At 60.9% G+C, this 20,467-nt stretch carries 15 protein-coding genes, 1 rRNA gene and 1 pseudogene; 3 read left to right on the top strand and 14 right to left on the bottom strand.

Annotation, left to right across the window (positions count from 1 at the left end; genetic code table 11):
* Positions 1-124: 124 nt before the first annotated feature.
* The 11 genes and pseudogenes from brxL to AB0H54_RS28495 all read right to left on the bottom strand — a co-directional run bounded on the left by brxL (position 125) and on the right by AB0H54_RS28495 (position 16,214).
* A complete protein-coding gene (gene brxL / locus AB0H54_RS28445; protein ID WP_357349426.1) occupies positions 125-2,263 on the bottom strand; it encodes a BREX system Lon protease-like protein BrxL in 2,139 nt (712 codons plus the stop codon).
* 10 nt (positions 2,264-2,273) lie between these two features.
* Positions 2,274-4,775: a BREX-1 system phosphatase PglZ type A gene (pglZ, locus tag AB0H54_RS28450; protein ID WP_357349428.1), complete on the bottom strand. Its 2,502-nt coding sequence runs from the start codon at positions 4,773-4,775 to the stop codon at positions 2,274-2,276.
* Complete coding sequence (locus tag AB0H54_RS28455) at positions 4,772-5,023, bottom strand: hypothetical protein (protein ID WP_357349431.1); 252 nt, start codon at positions 5,021-5,023, stop codon at positions 4,772-4,774. Before AB0H54_RS28455 ends, pglZ begins: the two co-directional genes overlap by 4 nt.
* Positions 5,016-8,579 carry a BREX-1 system adenine-specific DNA-methyltransferase PglX gene (gene pglX / locus AB0H54_RS28460; RefSeq protein WP_357349433.1) on the bottom strand — a complete coding sequence of 1,188 codons (3,564 nt, stop codon included), beginning with the start codon at positions 8,577-8,579 and terminating at the stop codon, positions 5,016-5,018. The genes AB0H54_RS28455 and pglX overlap by 8 nt, the downstream gene beginning before the upstream one ends.
* A 15-nt stretch (positions 8,580-8,594) precedes the next feature.
* Entirely contained in the window at positions 8,595-12,116 is a 3,522-nt protein-coding gene (brxC, locus tag AB0H54_RS28465; protein WP_357349435.1) for a BREX system P-loop protein BrxC, read from the bottom strand.
* Positions 12,113-12,721, bottom strand: coding sequence for a DUF1788 domain-containing protein (locus AB0H54_RS28470; RefSeq protein ID WP_357349437.1), 609 nt, complete (start codon positions 12,719-12,721; stop codon positions 12,113-12,115). The genes brxC and AB0H54_RS28470 overlap by 4 nt, the downstream gene beginning before the upstream one ends.
* Complete coding sequence (locus tag AB0H54_RS28475) at positions 12,718-13,356, bottom strand: DUF1819 family protein (RefSeq protein WP_357349439.1); 639 nt, start codon at positions 13,354-13,356, stop codon at positions 12,718-12,720. The genes AB0H54_RS28470 and AB0H54_RS28475 overlap by 4 nt, the downstream gene beginning before the upstream one ends.
* Before the next feature lie 82 nt (positions 13,357-13,438).
* Positions 13,439-13,621, bottom strand: coding sequence for a helix-turn-helix domain-containing protein (locus AB0H54_RS28480; protein ID WP_357349440.1), 183 nt, complete (start codon positions 13,619-13,621; stop codon positions 13,439-13,441).
* Positions 13,622-14,039: 418 nt separating this feature from the next.
* Positions 14,040-14,676 (bottom strand): annotated as a pseudogene (locus tag AB0H54_RS28485) (integrase core domain-containing protein); the annotation flags it as partial.
* A gap of 319 nt (positions 14,677-14,995) precedes the next feature.
* Positions 14,996-15,469: an NUDIX domain-containing protein gene (locus AB0H54_RS28490; RefSeq protein WP_357349442.1), complete on the bottom strand. Its 474-nt coding sequence runs from the start codon at positions 15,467-15,469 to the stop codon at positions 14,996-14,998.
* On the bottom strand, positions 15,453-16,214 hold the full coding sequence (locus AB0H54_RS28495; RefSeq protein ID WP_357349444.1) for an XRE family transcriptional regulator: 762 nt from the start codon (positions 16,212-16,214) through the stop codon (positions 15,453-15,455). Before AB0H54_RS28495 ends, AB0H54_RS28490 begins: the two co-directional genes overlap by 17 nt.
* 236 nt (positions 16,215-16,450) lie before the next feature.
* Between AB0H54_RS28495 and AB0H54_RS28500 the strand changes: the two genes are divergently transcribed.
* The 3 genes from AB0H54_RS28500 (at position 16,451) to AB0H54_RS28510 (ending at position 17,999) form a co-directional block, all read left to right on the top strand.
* Positions 16,451-16,708: a replication-relaxation family protein gene (locus tag AB0H54_RS28500; RefSeq protein WP_357349446.1), complete on the top strand. Its 258-nt coding sequence runs from the start codon at positions 16,451-16,453 to the stop codon at positions 16,706-16,708.
* Complete coding sequence (locus AB0H54_RS28505) at positions 16,708-16,965, top strand: hypothetical protein (protein ID WP_357349448.1); 258 nt, start codon at positions 16,708-16,710, stop codon at positions 16,963-16,965. Before AB0H54_RS28500 ends, AB0H54_RS28505 begins: the two co-directional genes overlap by 1 nt.
* A 131-nt stretch (positions 16,966-17,096) precedes the next feature.
* A complete protein-coding gene (locus AB0H54_RS28510; RefSeq protein WP_357349450.1) occupies positions 17,097-17,999 on the top strand; it encodes a DUF4231 domain-containing protein in 903 nt (300 codons plus the stop codon).
* Between the two features lie 10 nt (positions 18,000-18,009).
* On the opposite strand, the gene AB0H54_RS28515 is transcribed toward AB0H54_RS28510, so the two are convergent.
* From AB0H54_RS28515 to rrf, 3 genes are all read right to left on the bottom strand, one after another.
* Complete coding sequence (locus AB0H54_RS28515) at positions 18,010-18,942, bottom strand: PfkB family carbohydrate kinase (protein ID WP_357349452.1); 933 nt, start codon at positions 18,940-18,942, stop codon at positions 18,010-18,012.
* Positions 18,918-20,186: a TIR domain-containing protein gene (locus AB0H54_RS28520; protein ID WP_357349454.1), complete on the bottom strand. Its 1,269-nt coding sequence runs from the start codon at positions 20,184-20,186 to the stop codon at positions 18,918-18,920. The genes AB0H54_RS28515 and AB0H54_RS28520 overlap by 25 nt, the downstream gene beginning before the upstream one ends.
* Positions 20,187-20,376: 190 nt before the next feature.
* Positions 20,377-20,467: ribosomal RNA gene (gene rrf / locus AB0H54_RS28525) — 5S ribosomal RNA — on the bottom strand; the annotation flags it as partial.

Below are 20,467 nucleotides of genomic sequence, written 5' to 3' on the forward strand. Positions count from 1 at the left end.
CGTCGTGGCAGCACCAGATTTGAACACAAGGCCCACTGATCACAAACCTATACGGGTTACGCCGAGGCCAGAAGGGGTCTCAGGCATAGGTGACACTGTCAACTACTCATGCAGCAACCCCATATCAGCTGTCATCTCGGATGTACGTCACGCCGAACGCACGAACCTGGCGGAACTCCTGGCGGGTACTGCCGAAGTCAAACCAGCCGCCTTCTTGCTTCTGGAAGATGTCCAGACCACGACCGAGGTTGATGCGCCATCCGTTGTCAGTGCGGAGCCAGCGGTCATGACCGCCGGGGTCCTTAGCCACATCCACATTAATCCCCTGCTGAGCGGCTCCCTGAACGATCTGGCTGAGCATTTGCAACTGCTTCTTCTGATACCCGGGATCATCGTCGAGCAGGGTAAACAGCTTGAAAAACACCTCGTCAGCGGGATCCTTCGCTGAAGCGATCAACGCCAGCAACTCGACCAGGTTCCGGCCCTGGTGACTCATCCGGATGTACGGATCGTGCAACTCGATCTCTGTCGCACCACGCAGGTACGGCATGAGAAGGGTGTCGTAGGAGACTCCGCGCTGGTTCTCGACGAAGTCCCGCTGTCCTTGGAACAGCTCCTCCTTGGCCGTAGCCGAGGACTCCGATGTAGCCCGGCGTGATGCTGGCACAGCCAGCTCGGCAGTTTCGTCATCGACGCTCCCAGTACTCGGTCGACCACGATGGTAGTGCCCCGGGTACTCGTCTTCCTCCAGCGTGGTGACGGCCGTCCATTCGCCGGCCAAACGCTGGTAACCGAAGTTCACCGCGGCCATGGTGTCGTCGATTCGCACGATCTGGTCCTTCACACGCTTGCGCCCCTCGATCGCGAAGCGCAGGATCTCCTCGATCTCCTCAGCTCTGACTTGCTCGTGCGGGTAGAGCAGCTTCATCAGGCCGGAGAAAGTCTTGTGGATGCTGTCGCGGTCGCGAGTCGAGATGTCTGAACCGAGCGTGAAATACTGCTTGTAGCGGTCGGAGTAGTCGCGGTCCCGCATCGACTTGAGCACCTCGGCGATATAGTCGACGACGAATCCATATCCCGTGGAGAACATGTCGCCGCGGATCGTGTCGAATTCCCAGCCGGGGATGTAGAAGTGCAGGCGGTCGAGGTAGGCCGAGTCGTGGTAGCTCTCGGGCAGCTCGTCGAAGAGGTCGGAGTGCTTGAGCATGTACGGCACGGTGTGCGCGGTGTTGCCCACGTACACCATCGATGCCTCCGCGCCCAGGGTCTCGACACCACGGGAGAACGACTTGTTCGCCATGTAGTTCTTCATGATGTCGACGAGCGCCTTGTCGGTGCGCTTCTTCTTGCCCGCGAACTCGTCGAAGGCAACCACATCCCAGTAGCCGACAAGCCCTAGGCGGCCGTTGGCGTTGTTGACGAACAGCTTGGGCACGGTGATCTCGCCGCCGGAGATCAGCATGCCGTGGGGCGAGAACTCCGAGTAGATGTGCGACTTGCCTGTTCCTTTCGGTCCGAGTTCAACGAGGTTGTAGTTGCGCTCGACGAACGGGATCAGGCGGACGAGCTGGAGAAGCTTGGCACGACGGCCGAACTTTTCCGGGTTGAAGCCGATCGACTGGATCAGCAGATCAATCCACTCATCCGTGGTGAACTTCGCACGCGCAGACAAGTAGTTCTGATAGTCGAAATTCGACATCTGGATCGGCTTCAAGCTGCCGAGAATCCACGGCACGGCACGGACGTCGTCGCTGTGGAAGTACTCGATGTCACACAGGCACCACACACCACTGACCAGCAGCTTCTGATTGGCGTTCACGGTACTCGGGTCGACTAGAACTCCGCTGATTCCGAGATTGGCGAAAGAGGCCTGGTAGACGTCGTCCTTCTCGTTGAGGGTGACGCTCACCTTGTCGATGATCCGGAAGCGGCCCTTTTCCCGAATGCGCGACTTGACCAGTTCGGACTCATTGCGGTGCACGTAGTGTTGCGCTAGGATGTCTCGCACCTTGTCGATGCCTGCCTGGATCGTGGCCTCATCGTCAGAGGCCGCGTACTGACCGAGCAAGTACTCCAACACGTACGAGGGCACTATCGCGTTTCCCTTGACCGCCTTGACCAGGTCCTTGCGGACCACGGCGCCGGCGAAGTGCGCGTTGATCGTGCGATCCAGATTGCTGGGCTGCCCTGTTGCTTTCGGCGCCTCGTCTTCCAGAATTTCCTCGATGGGCGCGGCCTGGGTCAGGTCGATGTTCTCGCTCATCATCGCTCCTTTAGAAGTCGAAGTCTGTTGTGAAGGAGCGTTTGATGAAGTACGGCACGCTCTTGTACTTCTTCCACTGGTCGGTGCCTTCGATCGGCTCCAACAGGCGGAATTCCACACTCTGGTTGTTAGCGTCGTCCGCGTCCTTGCTCAGCAGGAGCCGCACGCTCTGAAACCGGTCACGCCCCTGGTCGCTTTCCGAGTCGAACATCATCTCCTGTTCGTTTGAGATCAGCTGGTCCCCGAAGTAGAGCCCAGCACGCAACCGTCGTGCAGGGCGCTGCGGTTCGACCTTCATCGACTGGTAGAGCTTGACGACAATCTGACCCGTTGTGATCTTGTCCGACTCAGGGTGGATGTCGACATTGAGCGGCTCGACCGTGTTGGAGCGTCGCTTGTTAATCGAGACGACCGGCACCACTATCTCCTGGAGGGATGCTCCCCCGTGCACAAATTGGAAACCGGCACCTGGCTTGACGATCCGGTGGATCGAATTCGGGATCTGCACCTCGAGATCGCTGGCCAGCCCCAGCTGCTCCGGTTGAAAGATCCGGAGCCCAGAGTCCTTCTTCAGGCCACGGCCGAGCACGTAACGGCGCTTCTCCGCCACGATCTGATCACCTTGCGGCTTGACCGTGAGGTTGAACTGGGGCGCCAGTGTGGACCGCTGATAGAGGAACCCGTGGTCCGCGGTGACAAAGATGTTCGTAGCGTTCGCGTTGGCGAGCTTCTTCACAATGTCGACCAGCTGATCGAGTGCTTCTGCCACTGCCGAGAAGGTCCGGTGTTCCGACTTCGCGCTGTCTCCTGTGGCGTCGATCGTATCGTGGTAGACGTAGAGCACCTGGTGGGATGAATACAGGTCTCGCCGGTCGGCAGGCTTCATCTCCACGAAGTCCTTCGCCTGGATAGCCACGCCGCCCACCGCGTTGAGAATCTTGTTGCGGTTCGCCGAACCATCGGACTTCAGACCGTCGACCAGAACCGGATCACCGGTCGGCGAATGCGCCAGCATCTTGTGCGGTAAGAGCGCTGCCATGCCCAGCTGCGTATAGCTGGGTAGCACGCCCAGCAATGCCTCGATCTTGGCCTCGAACTTGTTCTCACCACGGATCTTCGAGGTCAGCTCCTCAGCAACCTCGAAACGCATCGCATCAGAGATCACGACGACAGCCTTCTTGTGACCGCCCTTGGTGAGCTTCGCGACATACTGCTCGTAGAACGAAGACTGAGAGGTCACAGCAAGTGTGCGCCACTGCTCAACCGCGTCGACTTGCTGCTGCCAGCTGATGCCGAGAGGGGCGAGGAAGTTCGTGACGTAGGCGGCCTCGACCCGGTCCGCCAGCTCGTCGAGCGGCTGCTTGAATTCGGCCGTCAGGTAAGCGTGAGTGAACTGGCGGTATAGCTGATCGATCCGGAACAGCTCGTCTCGGTAACGCGTGATCCCCTCGTCGAAGCTGGTGAAATCCACTCGGCCGGTACGAATCGCGGGGAAAAGCTCAGCGGCGGCCGCTAGTGCCTCGTAGAGGGTGGCGTAGTCCTCGAACCAGAAGCTGTCGCGACGGCGGGTGCTGATGGCGTCGAGAACATCGCGTTGCGGCATCGTCTGGTTGACGATCCCGTCGACCAGACGTCGGATAGTCTCCCGTTCAGCGGCATCGAAAATGTCAGCGTCGGTGAGTGCATCCCACGGGATCTCGGCGACTTGCTCCTGATATCCGAGATCATTCTCGGTCTTGCGGGCAAGCACCTTGATCGCGTGAGCGCTACGTTTGGAGTCCCGGAAGCTACGGAAGTCGATCGCGAGGTTGCGGGCGCCGTTGGACGAGGTGACGTCGAAGCCATCGTGGGCTCGCTGGAACATCCACAGAATGAAGCCGGGTACTGTCGGCGATTCGGAACTGTACCCATAGATATGCTTTGCGCCGCTCCAGTGAAAGTCGGCAAGCCCGTACTCTGACATGGCGTCGAAACCGGCCGAGCTACCGGCCGACTGCTGGACCAGCAGAGTGCGCGTGAGCTCGGAGAAGCTATGTTCCTTTTGACCGATCGCGACAGCGCACATCTTCGCCTGGACCGTCACGAGGTCGTCGCTCGGCGCGAGCAGCGCCTTCAACTTGTCGACCAACGTGGCATCAGCGAAGAATGAGGCGTGCTCGGCGATAAGCGCGTCAGCGCCAGGCAAGGCCAGCCCCAGGCCAGCGCGTATGAGCGCATCACGATCTGCCGTGAACACCGGACCATAGGCCAACTCGATGTCGAGCAGCCAGTTACCCACTCCTTCCGCCACGGCTCTGCAGCGGTAGAGCACGAACTGAGTCATCGTGTCCTCGCGGAGCACACGATGCTTAGCGGCGAATTCGTTGTCCTCGATGCGAAGCACGGTGATACCCCCCGGTACGTGGCTCTCAAGGTCAGCTTCGTAACCGCCGTCTGGGTCATGCCACACGACGATGCGTTGCTCGGCGAAGCGACTTGCCAGGTAGTCGAAGATTGTCGGCGTTTCGCTCATTCGTCGTCTCTGTCATCGCGGCCGAGTTCGCGGCGCACAACCCGGGTCGCCAGAGCCTCCCGAAGGTACCCGGCTCGCTGGTCCTGGAGCACCGCTGTGTCGATGAGAGGACTGATCTCCCAGTTCGTCTGCGACAAATCCGCATTCGCCTGGGTATCGACGACAATGCGAGTCTGCTCGATCAGCGCCGAGTTCCTCCCGAATAGGTGCGCCGCGCGCCGTGCACCAACGGACTCCAAGTCACCCATCTGATGCCTCCAGACCTGTGATGTTTCTCAAAGCTGGGTAGAACTTCGGGTAATTCACCTTCACGCCGTCGTCGAGGTCGATCTCTACCCGGTGGATGTCCAACGGGTACAGGACGTCGTGTTCGTAATCACGCAACTCCGCTAGAATCGCACGCAGAAGATCAGCCTTCTTCTGTTCCTTTGCCGAGGCGCCACCAGCGGCCGCTTCCTCCGCCCCCTGGAGCACGACCTCAAGCTTGGCTCGGTATTCCCGCAGGTACTCATTCAGCACCGTCGACACCGTCGAGGGGTTGTATCGGTGCATGTAGACCAGCGCATTGAACGACCCCTTGGGCGAAGAGAACATCCAGTAGATCGGACGCTTCTTGTAGCGCTGCACATGGTCGTCATAGAACCTTGATTTCGCGATGCTCTTGCCCGATGGATTCGACTTCGCAATGAAGTAATCTCGAATATTCTTCACGCCAAGTGATTCCTCGACGAAATGCAGGTTCTCCTCGAAGTGCTCCTCACCGAACGAGGTACGCAGGAACTGGCGGAAGCGCTCCACGATGTCGTCCTCGAACCGACCGTCATCGACGAACGGGATCACATTGTCAGCATCCGGCAGGAACGTGGGCGACGGCACCTTCGCGAGATAGTCCTGAAGCGTCGCGCCCTGGTCAGCCAGGATCAGGCCCGGCTTGTCGAGGCTGTAGCGCCCGAACATGCAGCCGACGGCGTATGAGATCAGTTCAGCAGCAAGGTCAGCTCGTTCTAGAGCTTCATACTCTGCGGCAGACTTGCCGGATCCATACCTGAACTCAACGTTGCGGGCTAGCGAGATCCGGTGTAGCGACACTTCAATGGGGACTTCATCCTGCAAACCATATGCCGCTGCAACAACACAGTTATTCTCTGATTCGCGGGACTTCTGTTCCCTAGACTCCGCCGCCCACTGGGACGACGATGCCGTCGCCCGCTCCCGTAGTCGCACCACACATCCGGAGGACCTATCGAGCCATGATGGCGCAGTGAAACCCCACGAAGTCTCAAAGTCATCCCAATCACGACGTGCAGTAGCAACAAGGTCGACGACTACAGCGGAAATCCCCTCCAGGTGAAGATCGGAAATTGGCATCGGAACCAGACTAATCGTGCCGACATTGAACGTCACGGTAGGCGCGGTTGCCGCAAGCATGGCTTGAACCGACGACGAGTTCAAGACTCCAACAATTCTGTCCAGTTCGCGAGAATTACCAGGAAAGACGCCATCGCCAGTGCTAGCTGAAGCAATAAACCCCTTGGGGTACTGCCGAAATGCAGGGGCGCCTGAACTTACATTGCTCCAGGACACGGAATTACGGAAGTAGTAATCTGCGTTCCGAACAGCAGACCTGACTCGACCACCATTTTCCATACCAAACGATCGAACCGCCTTCCCGTCGCCTTCCCAGTTCACCAGATGCTCCTGGTTCCCCCACCACTTTCGGAACTCGCCCCCCTTGTTGTATGGGTACCAGCGCGCCGCAGACTCGGCGGCCTCCTCTCGGGAGCCAACTGTGAGAGCGCTCCGCGACGCACTGACTTCCCACCAGCTCCTGACGAACATGTCATTGTCACCAGTTGAAAGCCCTTGCCTTGAATCAGCGACTTCCTTCAGCGGTCTCCCCTTCGCAAAAGCGGCACGCATCGCGTCGGAGAGCCAGTATGCGATCGGAGATCCAGGCATTCCGACGAGCGCGTCCTGTTCCACATAAAATCGCTGGTATGAAGGGGCACGGAAAAGCGCTTCGATTTTCTCGTTCGAGCGCACGTCAACATGCTTCTCGAAGAGCCTTCGGTAGATGCCACGCCTTCCACGGGACGGCTTCCGATTCTCGATCACAAATCCGACCGAGCCGAAATCGGATCCAAATACCCCTCGCCCAAAGTGCAACATCGTGTCAATCGATACGCTTTGAAGGAGCCATCCACGAAGGTCTTCGAATGAAGATAAAGACATCCACGAGGGCAGATTGATCATACCCCACCACCCACCATGTCTCGTCAGTTCATTAGAGCGCTTCATGAACATCGTCATCAAGTCGGACTTCGCGTCCGGATACCGATCTTTGGCATAGCTCGTAAGCATCGAGTCCATGTTCTTGCTGCCCATGTAGGGCGGGTTCGCAACTGCAATCGCGTACTCGGAACTGAGGATCTTTGCCTGCTTGATAGCCTTGTTGGCCGATTCGAGAGTTCGCCAGTGGAAGATGTCACCTTCGCTGTCGAGCGCGGCCAATTCGACTTCGGCGCGCCGAGTTTCGTCGGGGTCCGGTTGAATCAGTGCACCGAGTCTGTCGGCATCACTGAACTGATTCCAGAACGCTTCCTCCGCGTGACGGTTGCCATCCTTGGTCACAAGGAAATCCAGTTCATCGGGTCCGAACGAGATCGGTTCGATTACGCAGATCTTAGGCTTCACCTGCGAACGAGTGAAGAAGCGTCGGTCCTTGTCGCGTGCCTTCATGGTGAGCGCGAACGCAGCCAGAGATCCTGCGCGAGGATCGATCTCGGTGCCGTGAAGGTTGTGGGCAAGGATTAGGCTCGGGATTTCCGCGGGCGCGATCCCTCGTTCTTCGTAGATTGCGTAGAGCAGGTCGAATGCGTAGGTGAGCATATGTCCCGACCCGCAGGCCGGGTCGATCACCGTCAGCTCTTCGGGGCCGTTGATCTCAAGGAAGTCGGCTACTTCGTCGACCGGGGCGAGATAGTAATCCATCCTGTCAACGAGGCCCGAGGTCGGATGGTTGAGCATCCACAGTCGGCCGAGCGAGTTCTCAACCAGATAGCGAACAATCCAGTGTGGTGTGAAGAGCTGTGTGGCTGCGGGGATCTCGTCCGGCCCCGCAAGCTTCCTTGCCTCGCCCTTCGCGCTGAACCCGTCGAAAACTTCTTGCTTCCGCTCGGAGATGTAGAACTGATATAGCCAGCCTATGACCTCGACATCCTCGCAGACCTCCTCTGTCAGGACCTCGCAAGCACGTGACACGATGGCTCCATCGGCGAGGAGTCCTGACGGAACGAGTAGCTCGGTGTAATCGCCTTCGCGTTCGAACATGAAGGGCATGGCCTTGTTCCAGTACCGGCAGTATGCGGTCAAGAGCAGCGCGTAGGCCTCCCCCTCGGCGTCCGTGCTGCGACGGGTCCCGTCGAGCAACCCCATTATCGCGGAGGCCGATTGGCCGTCGGCGATCACGTCGGAATCGAGGTGTCCCCGCTTGGCGTCGGCGAGGATCTCCGGCTGGCCGTGGTGATGTCCTGCTGCTGGTGAGACGATTCCGGCGCTCGTGTAACCGCGGGCATCCATGTAGCGCAGTGCGATCAGTCGGTTGAACCACGTGTAGGCGATCTTGTCGATCACGTTCTTCTGGCCGTGCTTGGCTATATCCCTTTCGAGTCGCTTCACGGGCTCGCTGCGCTCGCTCCGTGCGACCGAACCGGCAGCGAGCACCGCCGAAGTCCGAGCCTCAACCGCGGTGAGCAATTCCCGGCGGGCCTGGGTGGCAAACCGCTCCAGGGACTTAGTATCCATATGTGCTTGTCTTCCTCAGAGCGTGATGCGCTTGTTGTCGTTGATCGTGGCGAGAAGCGTCGCGCGCAGCTTGTTGAGGTAGGCGTCGACGTCGTCCGCGGTTTCGAGGACCTGACCATTGCCCGGCAGCGCCAGTTTCTTGATCGATACGGTCTGCTTGACCGGTCCAGGAGCGGGCGTCGGGGCTGGGTCGGTGCCGGGCTGCGGGTTCGGTTCGGTGTTCGGAACCGGCGCGGACTTGGCGGCTTCCAGCTCGTCGATAATCTCCGGGTAGATCGTGTCGGCGAAGTGCAATGCAAGGTTCCTGATCGCCGGAATCTGTGTCTCCTGCTGCACCCGGTCGCGCACCACCTGCACTTTACGCGTCACCGATTGCTGTGCGGTGTCGGTTGAGTCAGCGTAGGCCTGACTTTGTGGCACTTGGCACCAGTAGTCGTTGATCTCGTCGGTAGCGGCGATACGTTCAGCGTCGATCAGGTTGTGCAGCTGCTGTTCCAGTTCGTTCACCGCAACACCGAGCTGCTGGGTCTTGTTGCCGCGGAAGATTTGTGCGTCTTCCAGCGCGAACGCGACGACGTCTGTAGCGCCGACGGGCAGATTGCCGATGTTGGACTGGTTTTTCTGCATGAAGGCCAGAGCGTTTTCGAATATGGCGCGCTGGCTGCCGTTCAAGAAGGCCTTGATCGGGTCGATCACGTTGTCTTTCGCATCAAGCAGGTCATCGGCGTCACGGAAGTCGGTGATGAACCAATCCGCCTTGTGCGCGCTCAGGTCGGCGAGCATCTGAATCGGCTCGTCCAGCTGATCGACGAACGCGAACCGTGAAGCTGTACGCAGGGTCTTCAGCTCGGCGAGTTTGGCTTCCAAGCGCTCTTTGCCGACCCGCGCAAGTTCCAACGGGTCCTTGGTGATCCCACCGTCGTCGGTGAACGCCACGATGAACTTGCGGAATGCGTTCACGATCTTGGGATCGAACACACGCTGCGGCGCGACGACCATCGCCGAGTAGCTCTGGGTGTTCCGCAGCACACCAGTGATCTCGGTACGGGCCAGGACCTTCCCGTTCAGTTGGATCTCGATCTTCGACTGCCCGGCAAGGTATGCGATTACCGCGGCGACCGACCATTGATCCCAGCCGAACGGCTTCGCCGAATAACGATCGATGAGCTGTCGCATGGTGACCTGCTCGTGGCGCTTGCTGCGCATCTCCAGGTGACCGAGCACGTCTCCGCCAGGAACGTCCAGGATGCTGGCGGCCTGCTCGAACAAGGCGTCACCTGCGGGGTTCACGAATCCGCTCAGGCTCTGCTCGTTGAAGGTCTTGCCGGCGAGCATCCGGAGATTCGTGTAGGTCGCGGCGATGACCCGATGGAAGCCATCGTTGATACGGACCTGCGCGTCAGACGAGCTGACGTCCAGCACGCCGGCGTTGTGAATCAGCGTCGAGTTGCCGACCGCGGTACGCAGCCGCTCGACGATCTCCTTTTCACGTTCCGCGTTCTGTGTGCCTTTCGCTTGCAGAATCATTTGCTCAATTGCCGTGCGGCTCGATCCCTGGGCACGCTTGACATACTTCTCTGTCTTCAACAGCAGGCGCAGGTCGCCAAGGATGCGGTTGGCCTCGGCCGGGAGAACAACGCGCAGTTCGTCGAGACCGGCGCTGTGAGCCTTGATCTGCTCCAGACTGAACTCGGTTTCAGGGCTGGTGAAATGGATCGATAGCTCGTACTGCTTGCCATACGGGGTGCCATCGAGTTTGTATCCGAAGGGGAAGTTCTGCCCGTTCTTGTAGGCAGTCTTGGTCAGCTTGACCACGGACTCGGCGAGCAACTTGTTGAGTTTTCCGGAAACCTCGGAGTTGTCGATGTCGACGCTCTTGATCTCCTGCTCAATCTTCTGCTCCTCGTTGGTCAGATAGTCGTACAAGTCGCCGTTGCGCTGGACATAGGTCTGCGCCTCCAACGCATTGAGAGCCGCGTTGACGTCCTTGCTCAGCTGGGTGAGGTCCGTACCGAAGTGGTCGTAGACGAGCACGGTGAGGTTGCGGGCGGTGGCTTTGAAGGTGTCCACGTACTTGACAAGGAACAGGCCCTTCAGCAGCCTGACGGCCAGTGGAGGCAGCGAGGGGCTACGCTCTGCGTCGTTGATGGCCCGCTGGTTTGCGGACTTCAGTGAGGCGCGGATGCCCTCGAACATCTGGTCGAAGGAAGCGAGCGTCCCCAAGGGCTTGTCGGCCAGATCGGTGGCGACCTGCTGAACAACGCCGAGCATGGAGCGCTCACCAACAGAGCTGTTGCGACCTTCAAAGATGTCGTGGTCGCTAATGCCTTCGATCGCGGACTGGAACAGTGGGAACTGATAGCTCACGAATGGATAGGTGCCAACGAAGTGCGACTCGTCCCGGTAGTTCGGGTAGTGACGTCCCTCGACGAAGTCGAACAACGTCTTGAAGTTCGCGTGCTCGGCGCCGTAGATCGCCGCAACCTCACCGGTGGCGAATTCGGTCTTGGCGAGCAGTCGCTTGCGGATGACCTCCTCGACGTCCTGGCTGGTGAGCTTGAGCCGGTTCTTGAACCGTGCCTGAATCTTGGAAAAGTCGTTGGCCTGCTGCTTGGTGCGGTCTCCGCCGACCTTCTCCATGTCCTCTTGTGACGTGACGAAGATCCATGCCCTCCCCTTGCATTTCGTGGCAAGAGACTCTGCGATGGTCTGGAGATTCAGCATGAGCTGGGTGTTGGTGCCGATGAACTGGCCGACCTCGTCGACGAAAAAGTTCAGCCGGTAGCCCTCGGGTTGCTGGCCCAGCCAAGCGGCGACCTCGTCGGCGAAGTCCTCGATCGAGACCTTGTAGTTCTGGCTGTACTGGCGGATGATGCCAGGGCTCTCGACGTGGTTGACCTCGGCGAAGGCCTTGTCGATGTTCCCAGTTTCCAAAGCAGACTGTTCGCGGCCCTGTGACCATGGAATCCCTGCGAGGCGCTCGAAGGCAGCCTTGAACGCGGAGTACTGACCGCGGGAGTCTAAGTCGCGTTCGAAACGGGCGATGTGCCCTTGATTGCCGTAGTAGCCGCGGGACTCGTCGAAGATCTTCACGAAAACCTTGAGCAAGGCCTCGTTCTGGTCCTTCGAGATCAGCGTCGCCTTCTGATCGATGTTGAACAACAGACTCTTGGCCGCGATCCGATCGGCCTTATCAATCAGGGCAGGCAGGAACGCGTCATCGGCCTTGGCCCGGAACTGTTCCGAGACCTGGGCTCGTGAATACTCGTGGCCGTCGATGTCACCGAGCAGGTGGGCGAGCATCTTCAACAGGTGTGATTTGCCGGAGCCAAAGAAGCCGGAAATCCACACGCCGTTGGCGTTCGTGTAGTTGGTGTAGGCCTCCAGCACATGTTCCACACCCTTGGCGGCCTCGTTCGTGAGCACGTACTCTTCGACCTCGGTGGCGAGCTGGGAGGTGTCATCGGCCTTGATGACACCCTCGATCGGTCGGTCAATCCGCTTACCAAAGATCTCGTTGATCATGCTCACGCTCATGCTTCTTGCTCCAAAATGTCCTTGGCCCGGTAGTAGCTGTCGCTGCCGCTGAGGTTCAGTGCGCGCAGTTGGTGACCGGCTGTCTGCGTGAACTCGTAGGTCCCCGGGAACCAGGTAAGCATCGGACGCCCGACCACGACGCTTTGCAGGTTCTCCAATACCGTGTGAGTGCGGATAAACGGGAACACCTCACCGATGCCGGTGAGGAAGACGATGTCGCTGGGCTGTTCATCGAGCCGTGCCCGGATGGCGGGTGCGAGGTGATCGTGCGGGTCGAGCATGCCCTGCAACACCTCACGGAACTCCGACTTGTCCATAGTCGGCTCGAGGTCAAGGACGCGCTCCCAGACACCGCGGTCCTGCAACAGCCTCACGGCGAGGTCGTAGAGATTGATATCCACGACGCTGAGACCGTCGTCGCTCTGAAGCTTCGTCTGCACACGGTCACGCATGTCTTCGACGTCGAGTGCCCAGGAGGGCGGGAAGTGGTAGATGAAAAACGGGACTTCCTTGGACAGGCCTTCCATCTTGAGGAACCGTTCACTACGCAGCACGTCGTAGACGTGCTTCTCGTCGCTGACGCGATCCCGCTGGGCGGTTCTCATCGCTGCACCTCGTGGTTGAACTGGTAGATCGGCGTCGTGGTCGGGAAGAATCGGATGTCACTAGGGGTCCTGTGGCCGAGCACCTCGACGACACGCGCAGAGAGCACCGCAGGGATGATATCCCCGCTCGTGGTGCGTAGTCCCGCCTCGTGGAGCATCCGGAAGAGGGTCTGGCGGAGCTTCTGACTGGTTGAAGGTTTCAGCTCGTCGAGTTCCGGGTGCCACAGGCTCTTGCCGGTCAGGAAGCGTTCGAAGTCCTCAGCGCTGAGTGTGGGAGTCATCAACAGGAAGCGTTCGCGGAGAACTTCTTCGGCAAAGTCGCCGATGAAGTCGTAGCGACGGCAAGCCGCAACCCACATGAGATGACGCTGCTCGGTGGGACTTGCATCGGTGAGCAGTTCAAGCTCACCGTCGCTCAACACGGAGAGTCGTTGAACAGTCTCGCGGGTGACCCGGGTGCTCGATGAGGATGTGCGGGCCTGCAGCCGGTTACCCCTCACGACGCGGGTGCGAGCTTCGTCCCAGGAACGGCAGGATAGATACACCTCAGCGACTACCTCGCCCTCGCGTGCCAAGAGGCCGCCGCTGGTGAACGACAAGGCATAGCGCGATCCTGGGCGGTGGGTCACGGCCACAGGGCCTCCTTCCTGTTCTTGGGCAGTAGATGAGGCTATCCGAGACCACCGACCTTTCTATCGTCGGTTCCGGCGCGGCTCGTCAATCCGGATTCTCTGGGCCTCCCCGGCGGACCCACGCGTCGACCTCGCTGGCCTGGAACATCCAGAGCCGGCCGACCTTGTGGGCAGGCATCGCACGGTGGGCAATCCAGGCGTAGACGGTGTCATTCGTGACACCGAGGTGAGCGGCGACGTCATGAGCTGACAACCATGGTTCGCTCACGCTGCAGGTCTCCTCACGCGGAGACGTCGCTGGCCCCCTTCCTGCAATCTTACCGAACGTTTACTTGTGTGACCGGGTTCTTCCGTGTTCATACGCTTAATCTCCCGCTCTTGGCGAGATGGAGGTCAAGAGTTAGACGCGGCGATCACTGCGAGTCCGGCAACGTGACGGGTTCGCTGAAGTCACCTACAAACCACCCTCCACCACAACCACCCATTCCAACGACGACGTGATCGCCAAGTGGGAACCAACAGTCTGTCACCGACACCACCCAAGTCCACGCCGTGAAAGCCCTGCTTGTTGCCATTTATCGACGGTTGCGCCCAATAAACGTGGTGTAGGCCCGACCAGCGGAGCAGCCCGAGCTCCGAGCGCGTGTCGTACCGGAAGTGAGGAGGTCACCGCGTGACCCTGGGTGTCACACAACAGTCGAAGTCGCAGTGATGGGACCCCGGTAGTCGGTCCACCGTGTGAGAGAGCTTGTTATTGGTGGATGCAGGTATCCAGCTGGGGTGTTGTAGCCCAGGGCGGAATGTCTTCGGCGGTGGTTGTATTCGTCCTTCCAGTCGCTGATCACAATGCGAGCTAGAGTCGACGAACACAAGCTGTTGATGTTGAGGCATTCTCGCGCAGGCGGACGTTGAACGATTCAATGTAGCCGTTGCGCCGGGGTTGACCGGGCGGTACGAACGTCAGCCCGACCCGTTCGGCCGCCCAGTCGACCATCGCTCGGTACGCGAATTCTGGCCGTTGTCGCAACGCGGCGCGGCGGGGTGGCCGCATCCGGTCCAGTTCGTCGATGAGTCTGTCGGCGGTGATAGACCGTTCCGCCAGCCCGCCCAAGCGTTCGCGGGTGTGCTCATCGACGATGGAGACGATCTTGACTGGGCGTCCGTCGTCGGTGGCATCGAATTGGTGGTCAACTGCCCACACCCGGTGGGTGCGTTTGCCTCCGTCCTCGTGGTGGTGGAGGTGCCCAGGCGCTTTCGGCGGTGTCGCTGCGGCACTCGTAATCCCTCGTCGCGCCAGAGGCATTGGATCCTCTCGCGATTGACTTGCCCGCCCGGACCAGAGCGATGGCCCGGGTCCGAAACTCCGTGGGATAGGCGCGTGGCACGTTGGTCAGCCTTTCGGGACGGCTGCCGGTTAGCAACCGGAGTTGGAACTCATTCGGCGTGCAGGTCAGATGTCACCTATCCATGCAGCAGTCCCGACTGCGGGGGTGATTCCCGTTGCGTGATCACCCAACGATGAGGAATCTCACCACTGGGCGGCCAGAACAACAGGATGACCCAGCTTTGGGTCTCACTCGCACGGGCGAAATAGCCGCTGCGGTATCGTCAATTCGCTCTGCCGAAGCCCACGCTTATGGCGTTACCCCAGGTACGGCGTATCCCTCTGATCGGCGTAATGCTCGAGCCGCAGCCTGACTGTGGGATGGATCGGCAGTTCCGACATCTCCTTTATTCTGATAAATCGAACCTCGGTCGATTCGTTACTGACGCGTAGAACTCCGCCGGTCACCCGGCCGTAGTATGTGACCGCGAACTCCTGTCGTACTTCTCCGTCGGAATACTCGATGACATGGCTCGGATCCGTGTAGATCCCCAACAGCCCGGTAATCTCGATGTCGAGGCCGGTCTCCTCCTTTGTCTCCCGAACTGCACACTCCTCAAGCGTCTCGCCAATCTCCATCACACCGCCAGGCAGAGACCAATTGCCGGAATCACCCCTGCGCTGCATCAAAATTCGACCCGCACTGTCCACCACAAGCACCGAACCACCAGGGACCAGACTGTTCGCCTTCGGCGCGTTCGGGTCCCTGTAGTAGTCACGCCGTGAGCCCATGCGAAAGTCCTTGTGGGTAGGGGGTCGCCGAACCCCAGATCTGTTCGAACTGCTCGGCGAACGAGGAGAATATTCCATGAGGGGATAGCTTCCGCAGGTGCAGCGCTGGGTGCTGATAACCGCGGGCTCGGAACAGATATGGCGTCACGATCATCTCGTCGTCGAACCGGAAGACCGAGTTGTAGAGATGACTGGCGTGTAGGAGGATCTCGCATCCCGGGGTGTCCGCCAACTTCCCCACCATGTTCAGCGCGTTGCGGATTCGGCCGGCGAGGGTTCCGTTCATCTGCTCCAACGCGTCACGCTCAGCGACGTGCGGGCAATCGGGGTCAGCGAATGCCAGCCTGATGCGAGTTCCCTCGCGGCACTTCGTCGCGAGGACATCCGCCGCGTCTGGCAACAGTTCCATCACGAACGGGTAGGCGTAGCCGACGATGTCGATCTGCTCGTTGGCGCCGAGGAGGAGCGAGGTCCACAGGTCATTGGGGATATCGGCTCTGTGTGCGTAGGCCACTTGCACCTCGGCCGTGGCTGACGCCCCCGGTGCGAGATCAGGCCTCGTCTGCGGCCACAGCAGGTCTTCCGGCTCGTCCAGGATCCGCGCGACGACCGCCCGCGTCCGCCGGTGCGGAACACGACCTGCCAACCAGCGGTTGACGGTCTTCGCGTCAACACCCACAGCAGCCGCCAACGCGGACGAGTCCAGCCTCGCGCGCAGCATCGCCGATTCCAACCGCTGGGTCATGACCGAACCCTACGCCGCATTTCCGGGACGCACAGGACCTTTGAAATGTCCGCCGAAACGTCCTCCACGCAGTTCAGATGCCCTCCGCTGACGCATAGCTTCGGTTCAACGTCAAGACACGCGGATTCCAGTTTGGAGGCGCGCTGGCAAGCGCCGTAACCGACAAATTCGTGACGCGCTATGCAGGCCAGCCTGTTTCAGGCTCGTGATCCGCTGCGTACGAGAGGAGCCACACGATGACCGCGCTAGTCGCTCAAGCACTCGTTCTCCGCATCCTGCAACCAGGCGGACAACTCACAGACCACCAGATCGCCGCGTGCACCTCCATGTCTCTCCGCCGAACCCGACGAGCACTGCGCACACTCCACCTCAATGGGCTCCTCCGCCGAACCACCCACCGCCCGGCGTGGGAGCTGTCGACCTGCGGGAGCGCCTACACGACGACACCCAGCGGTAAGGCCATGCTCGATATCCCACGATCGGTCCTTGCCTAATGAAACCCACCGCCATCGCATACCTCCGATCCGATATCTCCACGGCCCAGACCTGGGACGAGATCCAAATGCGCTCGCTGGCCAAGCGATACGGCTACGACCTAGCGAAAACCATCGTGTTCACCCCACGAACCCCCGATCCGATCACCCAGCTGATCACTGTTGTCCTGCGAACCGGCAGCGAAGCGGCCTTCACTCCCCACCTGGGCATCTCGGCGCCGAGATGCCGATCGTTCTTGTCCGAACCTGCGACGTGATCACGGTGGATGACGAGACCACCTACGCCAGATCGTATCTCGGCCTTCGATGAAGGCAGAAAGACCCGTGAAATGGCCAGTGGTCGAACGTATCTCGGATCTGGTCTGGCCATCACTGCTACTCTCGTTGGGTGTCTGGGGGCCATGCGGACGGGTTCGTGTTCTCCACCGAGGACTATCCCGCTCTGTACCAATCTGCCGATTCTGCCTCGCTGCGGGGGCAGTTCCAGTTCCTGCGCGCTCATGGTGCGCGGCTGGTCCTGGCCGTCGTCGCGGCTGTGTTCGCCGCGTTCACCATTCGCGTGGGCTCGCACGGTATCGATGCCGCCGCCATCGTCACGACCGTGGCGTTCGTGACGATGCTCGCGCTGAACGTCTGGCAGCTGCGTGACCGTCCCGATCAGGATTGGTACGAGGGACGCGCACTAGCCGAGTCGGTGAAGACACTCACCTGGAAGTACATGGTTGGCGGTTCGCCGTTCCCGAGCGGTATGCCGGCAGCGGCTGCCGATCAGCTGCTCGTCGACCGGGTGCGGCGCTTGCAGCGTCCGCTGCGTTCGCTGAACTTTCCGCCACCGACCGGCCGGACCATCAGCGACCGGATGCGCGAGGTGCGGCAGCTCCCGTTGGGTCAGCGCCGCGCTGTCTACAACGAGGCGCGGGTGCTCGAGCAGCAGCACTGGTACGCGACCAAGGCGGAGTACCACTACCGGCGGGCCAATCAGTTCGGGTTCGTCTCGCTGAGCTTCGAGATCGTCGGGATCTCGGCGGCCTTGGCGAAGGCGCTGGGTGCTGTCGACTTCGACCTGGCGGGCATTGTCGCCGCGACGATCGCCGGCCTCGCCGCGTGGTCGTCCGCCCGGCAGCACACGACCACCGCGGTCGCCTACTCGGTGGCCGCGCACGAGCTGAGCACGATCCGGGACATGCTCGAGCGCGACCATACCGAGCAGGAGTGGTCGTCGGCGGTCGCCGATGCCGAGGAAGCGATCAGTCGCGAGCACACCTTGTGGCGGGCCTCGCACACCCAGTAGCTACCTGGCGCTATCCCCCGATCGACTCCTCCAGGAATCGTTCCAGCTGACGACGATCCGGGATCCCGCCATTTCCGAAGACCGCGCACTTCTGCGCGGCCGCCCATGACGCGATATCCAGTGCGGTCGCCGTGTCGGCGCCCGCCGCCACCGCCCATGCGAGTGCGCCGTGGAAGGTGTCGCCGGCGCCGCAGGAGTCCTTGGTCTCCACGGGGAATCCGCGGTAGCGGTGCGAGCCGGCCTCGTCGAGATAGACGCCGCCACTGGCGGCTTGGGTGGCGACGAGAACCTTCGGCTGGAAGTCCTCGTGTACCTTCGCCATGCTGCGTTCCAGAGGTTCGCCCGGGTGCCTTCCGGTGAAGAACTTCTCGGGCGAGACGATGAATTCGACACCGGCCAGCAGGTCTTCGCTGGACTGCTTGTAGCCGCCCGTGTCGATCACGACCGGAACGCCCAACTCGCGGCACCGGGCGATCGCCGCCTTGCTCAACGCCTGGTCAGTGCAGTCGAGCAAAGCCGCGTCAGCCCCTTCGAGCACGGTGGGCAAGGCGTCGATGAACTCCTCGTCCGCACGCGGCTGCGGGGTCCAGATCGTCGTGCGGGTGCCGCGATCGGCCGTGACGATCACCGCCGAATGCTGGCTCTCCTGTTGCCGCACGGACAGATTCGTCGTCAGCGGTTCGGCGTCCAGTTCCCGTCGCAGCACGTCGGCGTGGACGCCGGTCCCGCACATCGCCGACAGGGTGACTCCCTCACCGCCCAACCGTGCGGCCGCGATCGCGCCACGCCCAGCCGGACCTCCGATCACCACCTCGTGCTGGCGCACCGGGTTCTCGCTGTCCTCGGCCGGGTGGCTGTCCAGGACATAGAGGTAGTCGATGGTGGCCATCCCGACTACCGCCACGGTGGGAGTCGGTCTCACAAACACTTGCCGAAGATCCATTCGCTACCTGCCTTGGCCGAGATCGGATAGTGGACGTTGTCGAGTTCGGCTTCCTCGGCGATGCGCCTGGTCGTGACGATCACCGCGCCGGCGTTGCGCCGAAGCAGTGTCGCGGGCACTCCCGCGGTCGCCGGGAAGTGTGACATCTGGTGGATGATGCGTGACTTGCTTCGGTCGAACGCGAGGATCATCAAGGCCGAGCATTCGATGGCCGCCGCCAGGCCGATGGTGATCACGGACCGTGACGGTTGGTTCGGGTCGATGTAGCGCCGTCCGTGTTCGCTCAGCTCGACGATCCGGCATCCGTCGCCGGCGATGTCATCCGGCTCGGTGTACGCGCCGACCTCGTAGCCGAGCACCTCTCCATCCGGAGAGATCGAAATGCCATGCACCGCAGGTGGGTACATGCGCAGCATGCGCCGGGTGGATTGCAGCGGGTCGGAGTTCTGATTGATCTGTCCCGACAGCAGCTGAAGCTGTTTGGCTGCGGGACCGAGGCCGCGGTCTGCCAATGGCTCGACCAGGGTTTCGAGGACGTGCCGGGTACGTGAGGAATCGTGCCGGTCGAACACCCCGAAGGTCTCGGTGTCGGAGAGGATCGGCGCGGAACCGAACGGCAGCGGGTGATAGTCGTCGGCGATGCGCAGCATGGCGTTGAACAGCTGGGTCCCGGCGCGGCCGGTCGGCAGGACGACGCTGCGGTGCGGCATCTGGTTGGCTGCCCGAAAGTAGGTGTGCGCGGCGGCTTCAGCCGCCTGAGCCTCGTTGTCGAAGGCCACGACACCTGCCGGCCAGCCCGTCACCTTCGCTGGTAAGTCCTGCCGAGCCCCCTGGTCTCGATCGAGGCCGCGGCCGCCGACCGCGGGATTCAGGAGGTCCGCGACCAAGCCCTCCAGCGTGCCATCGCGCCTGTCCAGCCAATCCACCCACTGGGTCGGCGAGAGGAAGTAGCCGAGTTTGTCCGGCTCCACCTGCTCCAGGCGCACCCAGTAGATCGGGATCTTGGCGCGATCGGCGAGCAGGACCTCACGCTTGACGTGGACGCTCGAATCGGCACCGGCACAGAACAAGAGAACCAGCGCCGAGGCGTCTCTGATGGCGACCGAGATCGCCTCGTCCCACTTCGAACCCGGCGGGATGTCCCGTGGCGCCCACCATGTGGTAATCCCCCGACGCTGAAAGTAGCCGGCGATGTGTTCGACGACGGACCGCTTGCTGCTGTGGTAGCTGATGAAGACAGCCATTGACCTTCCCCTGGTGCGTGGTGTGAACACAGCTCGGTCAGCTCGCAGCGACGTCCGCCTCAGGCCCACGCCCTCCCGCTAGTGTGGAGATCGGACGTGCGAGTTGTCAACCGGCAGCACAGGTTACGGCACCTGACCGGGAACGCAAAAAGGCCCTCCAACCGAAGTTGGAGGGCCTTTCGCAATGATGTTCCGGCGGTGTCCTACTCTCCCACACCCTGTCGAGTGCAGTACCATCGGCGCAGGTGGCCTTAGCTTCCGGGTTCGGAATGGGACCGGGC

Source organism: Nocardia sp. NPDC050718, from assembly GCF_040654235.1.
In the GTDB taxonomy this organism is placed as follows: Bacteria; Actinomycetota; Actinomycetes; order Mycobacteriales; family Mycobacteriaceae; genus Nocardia.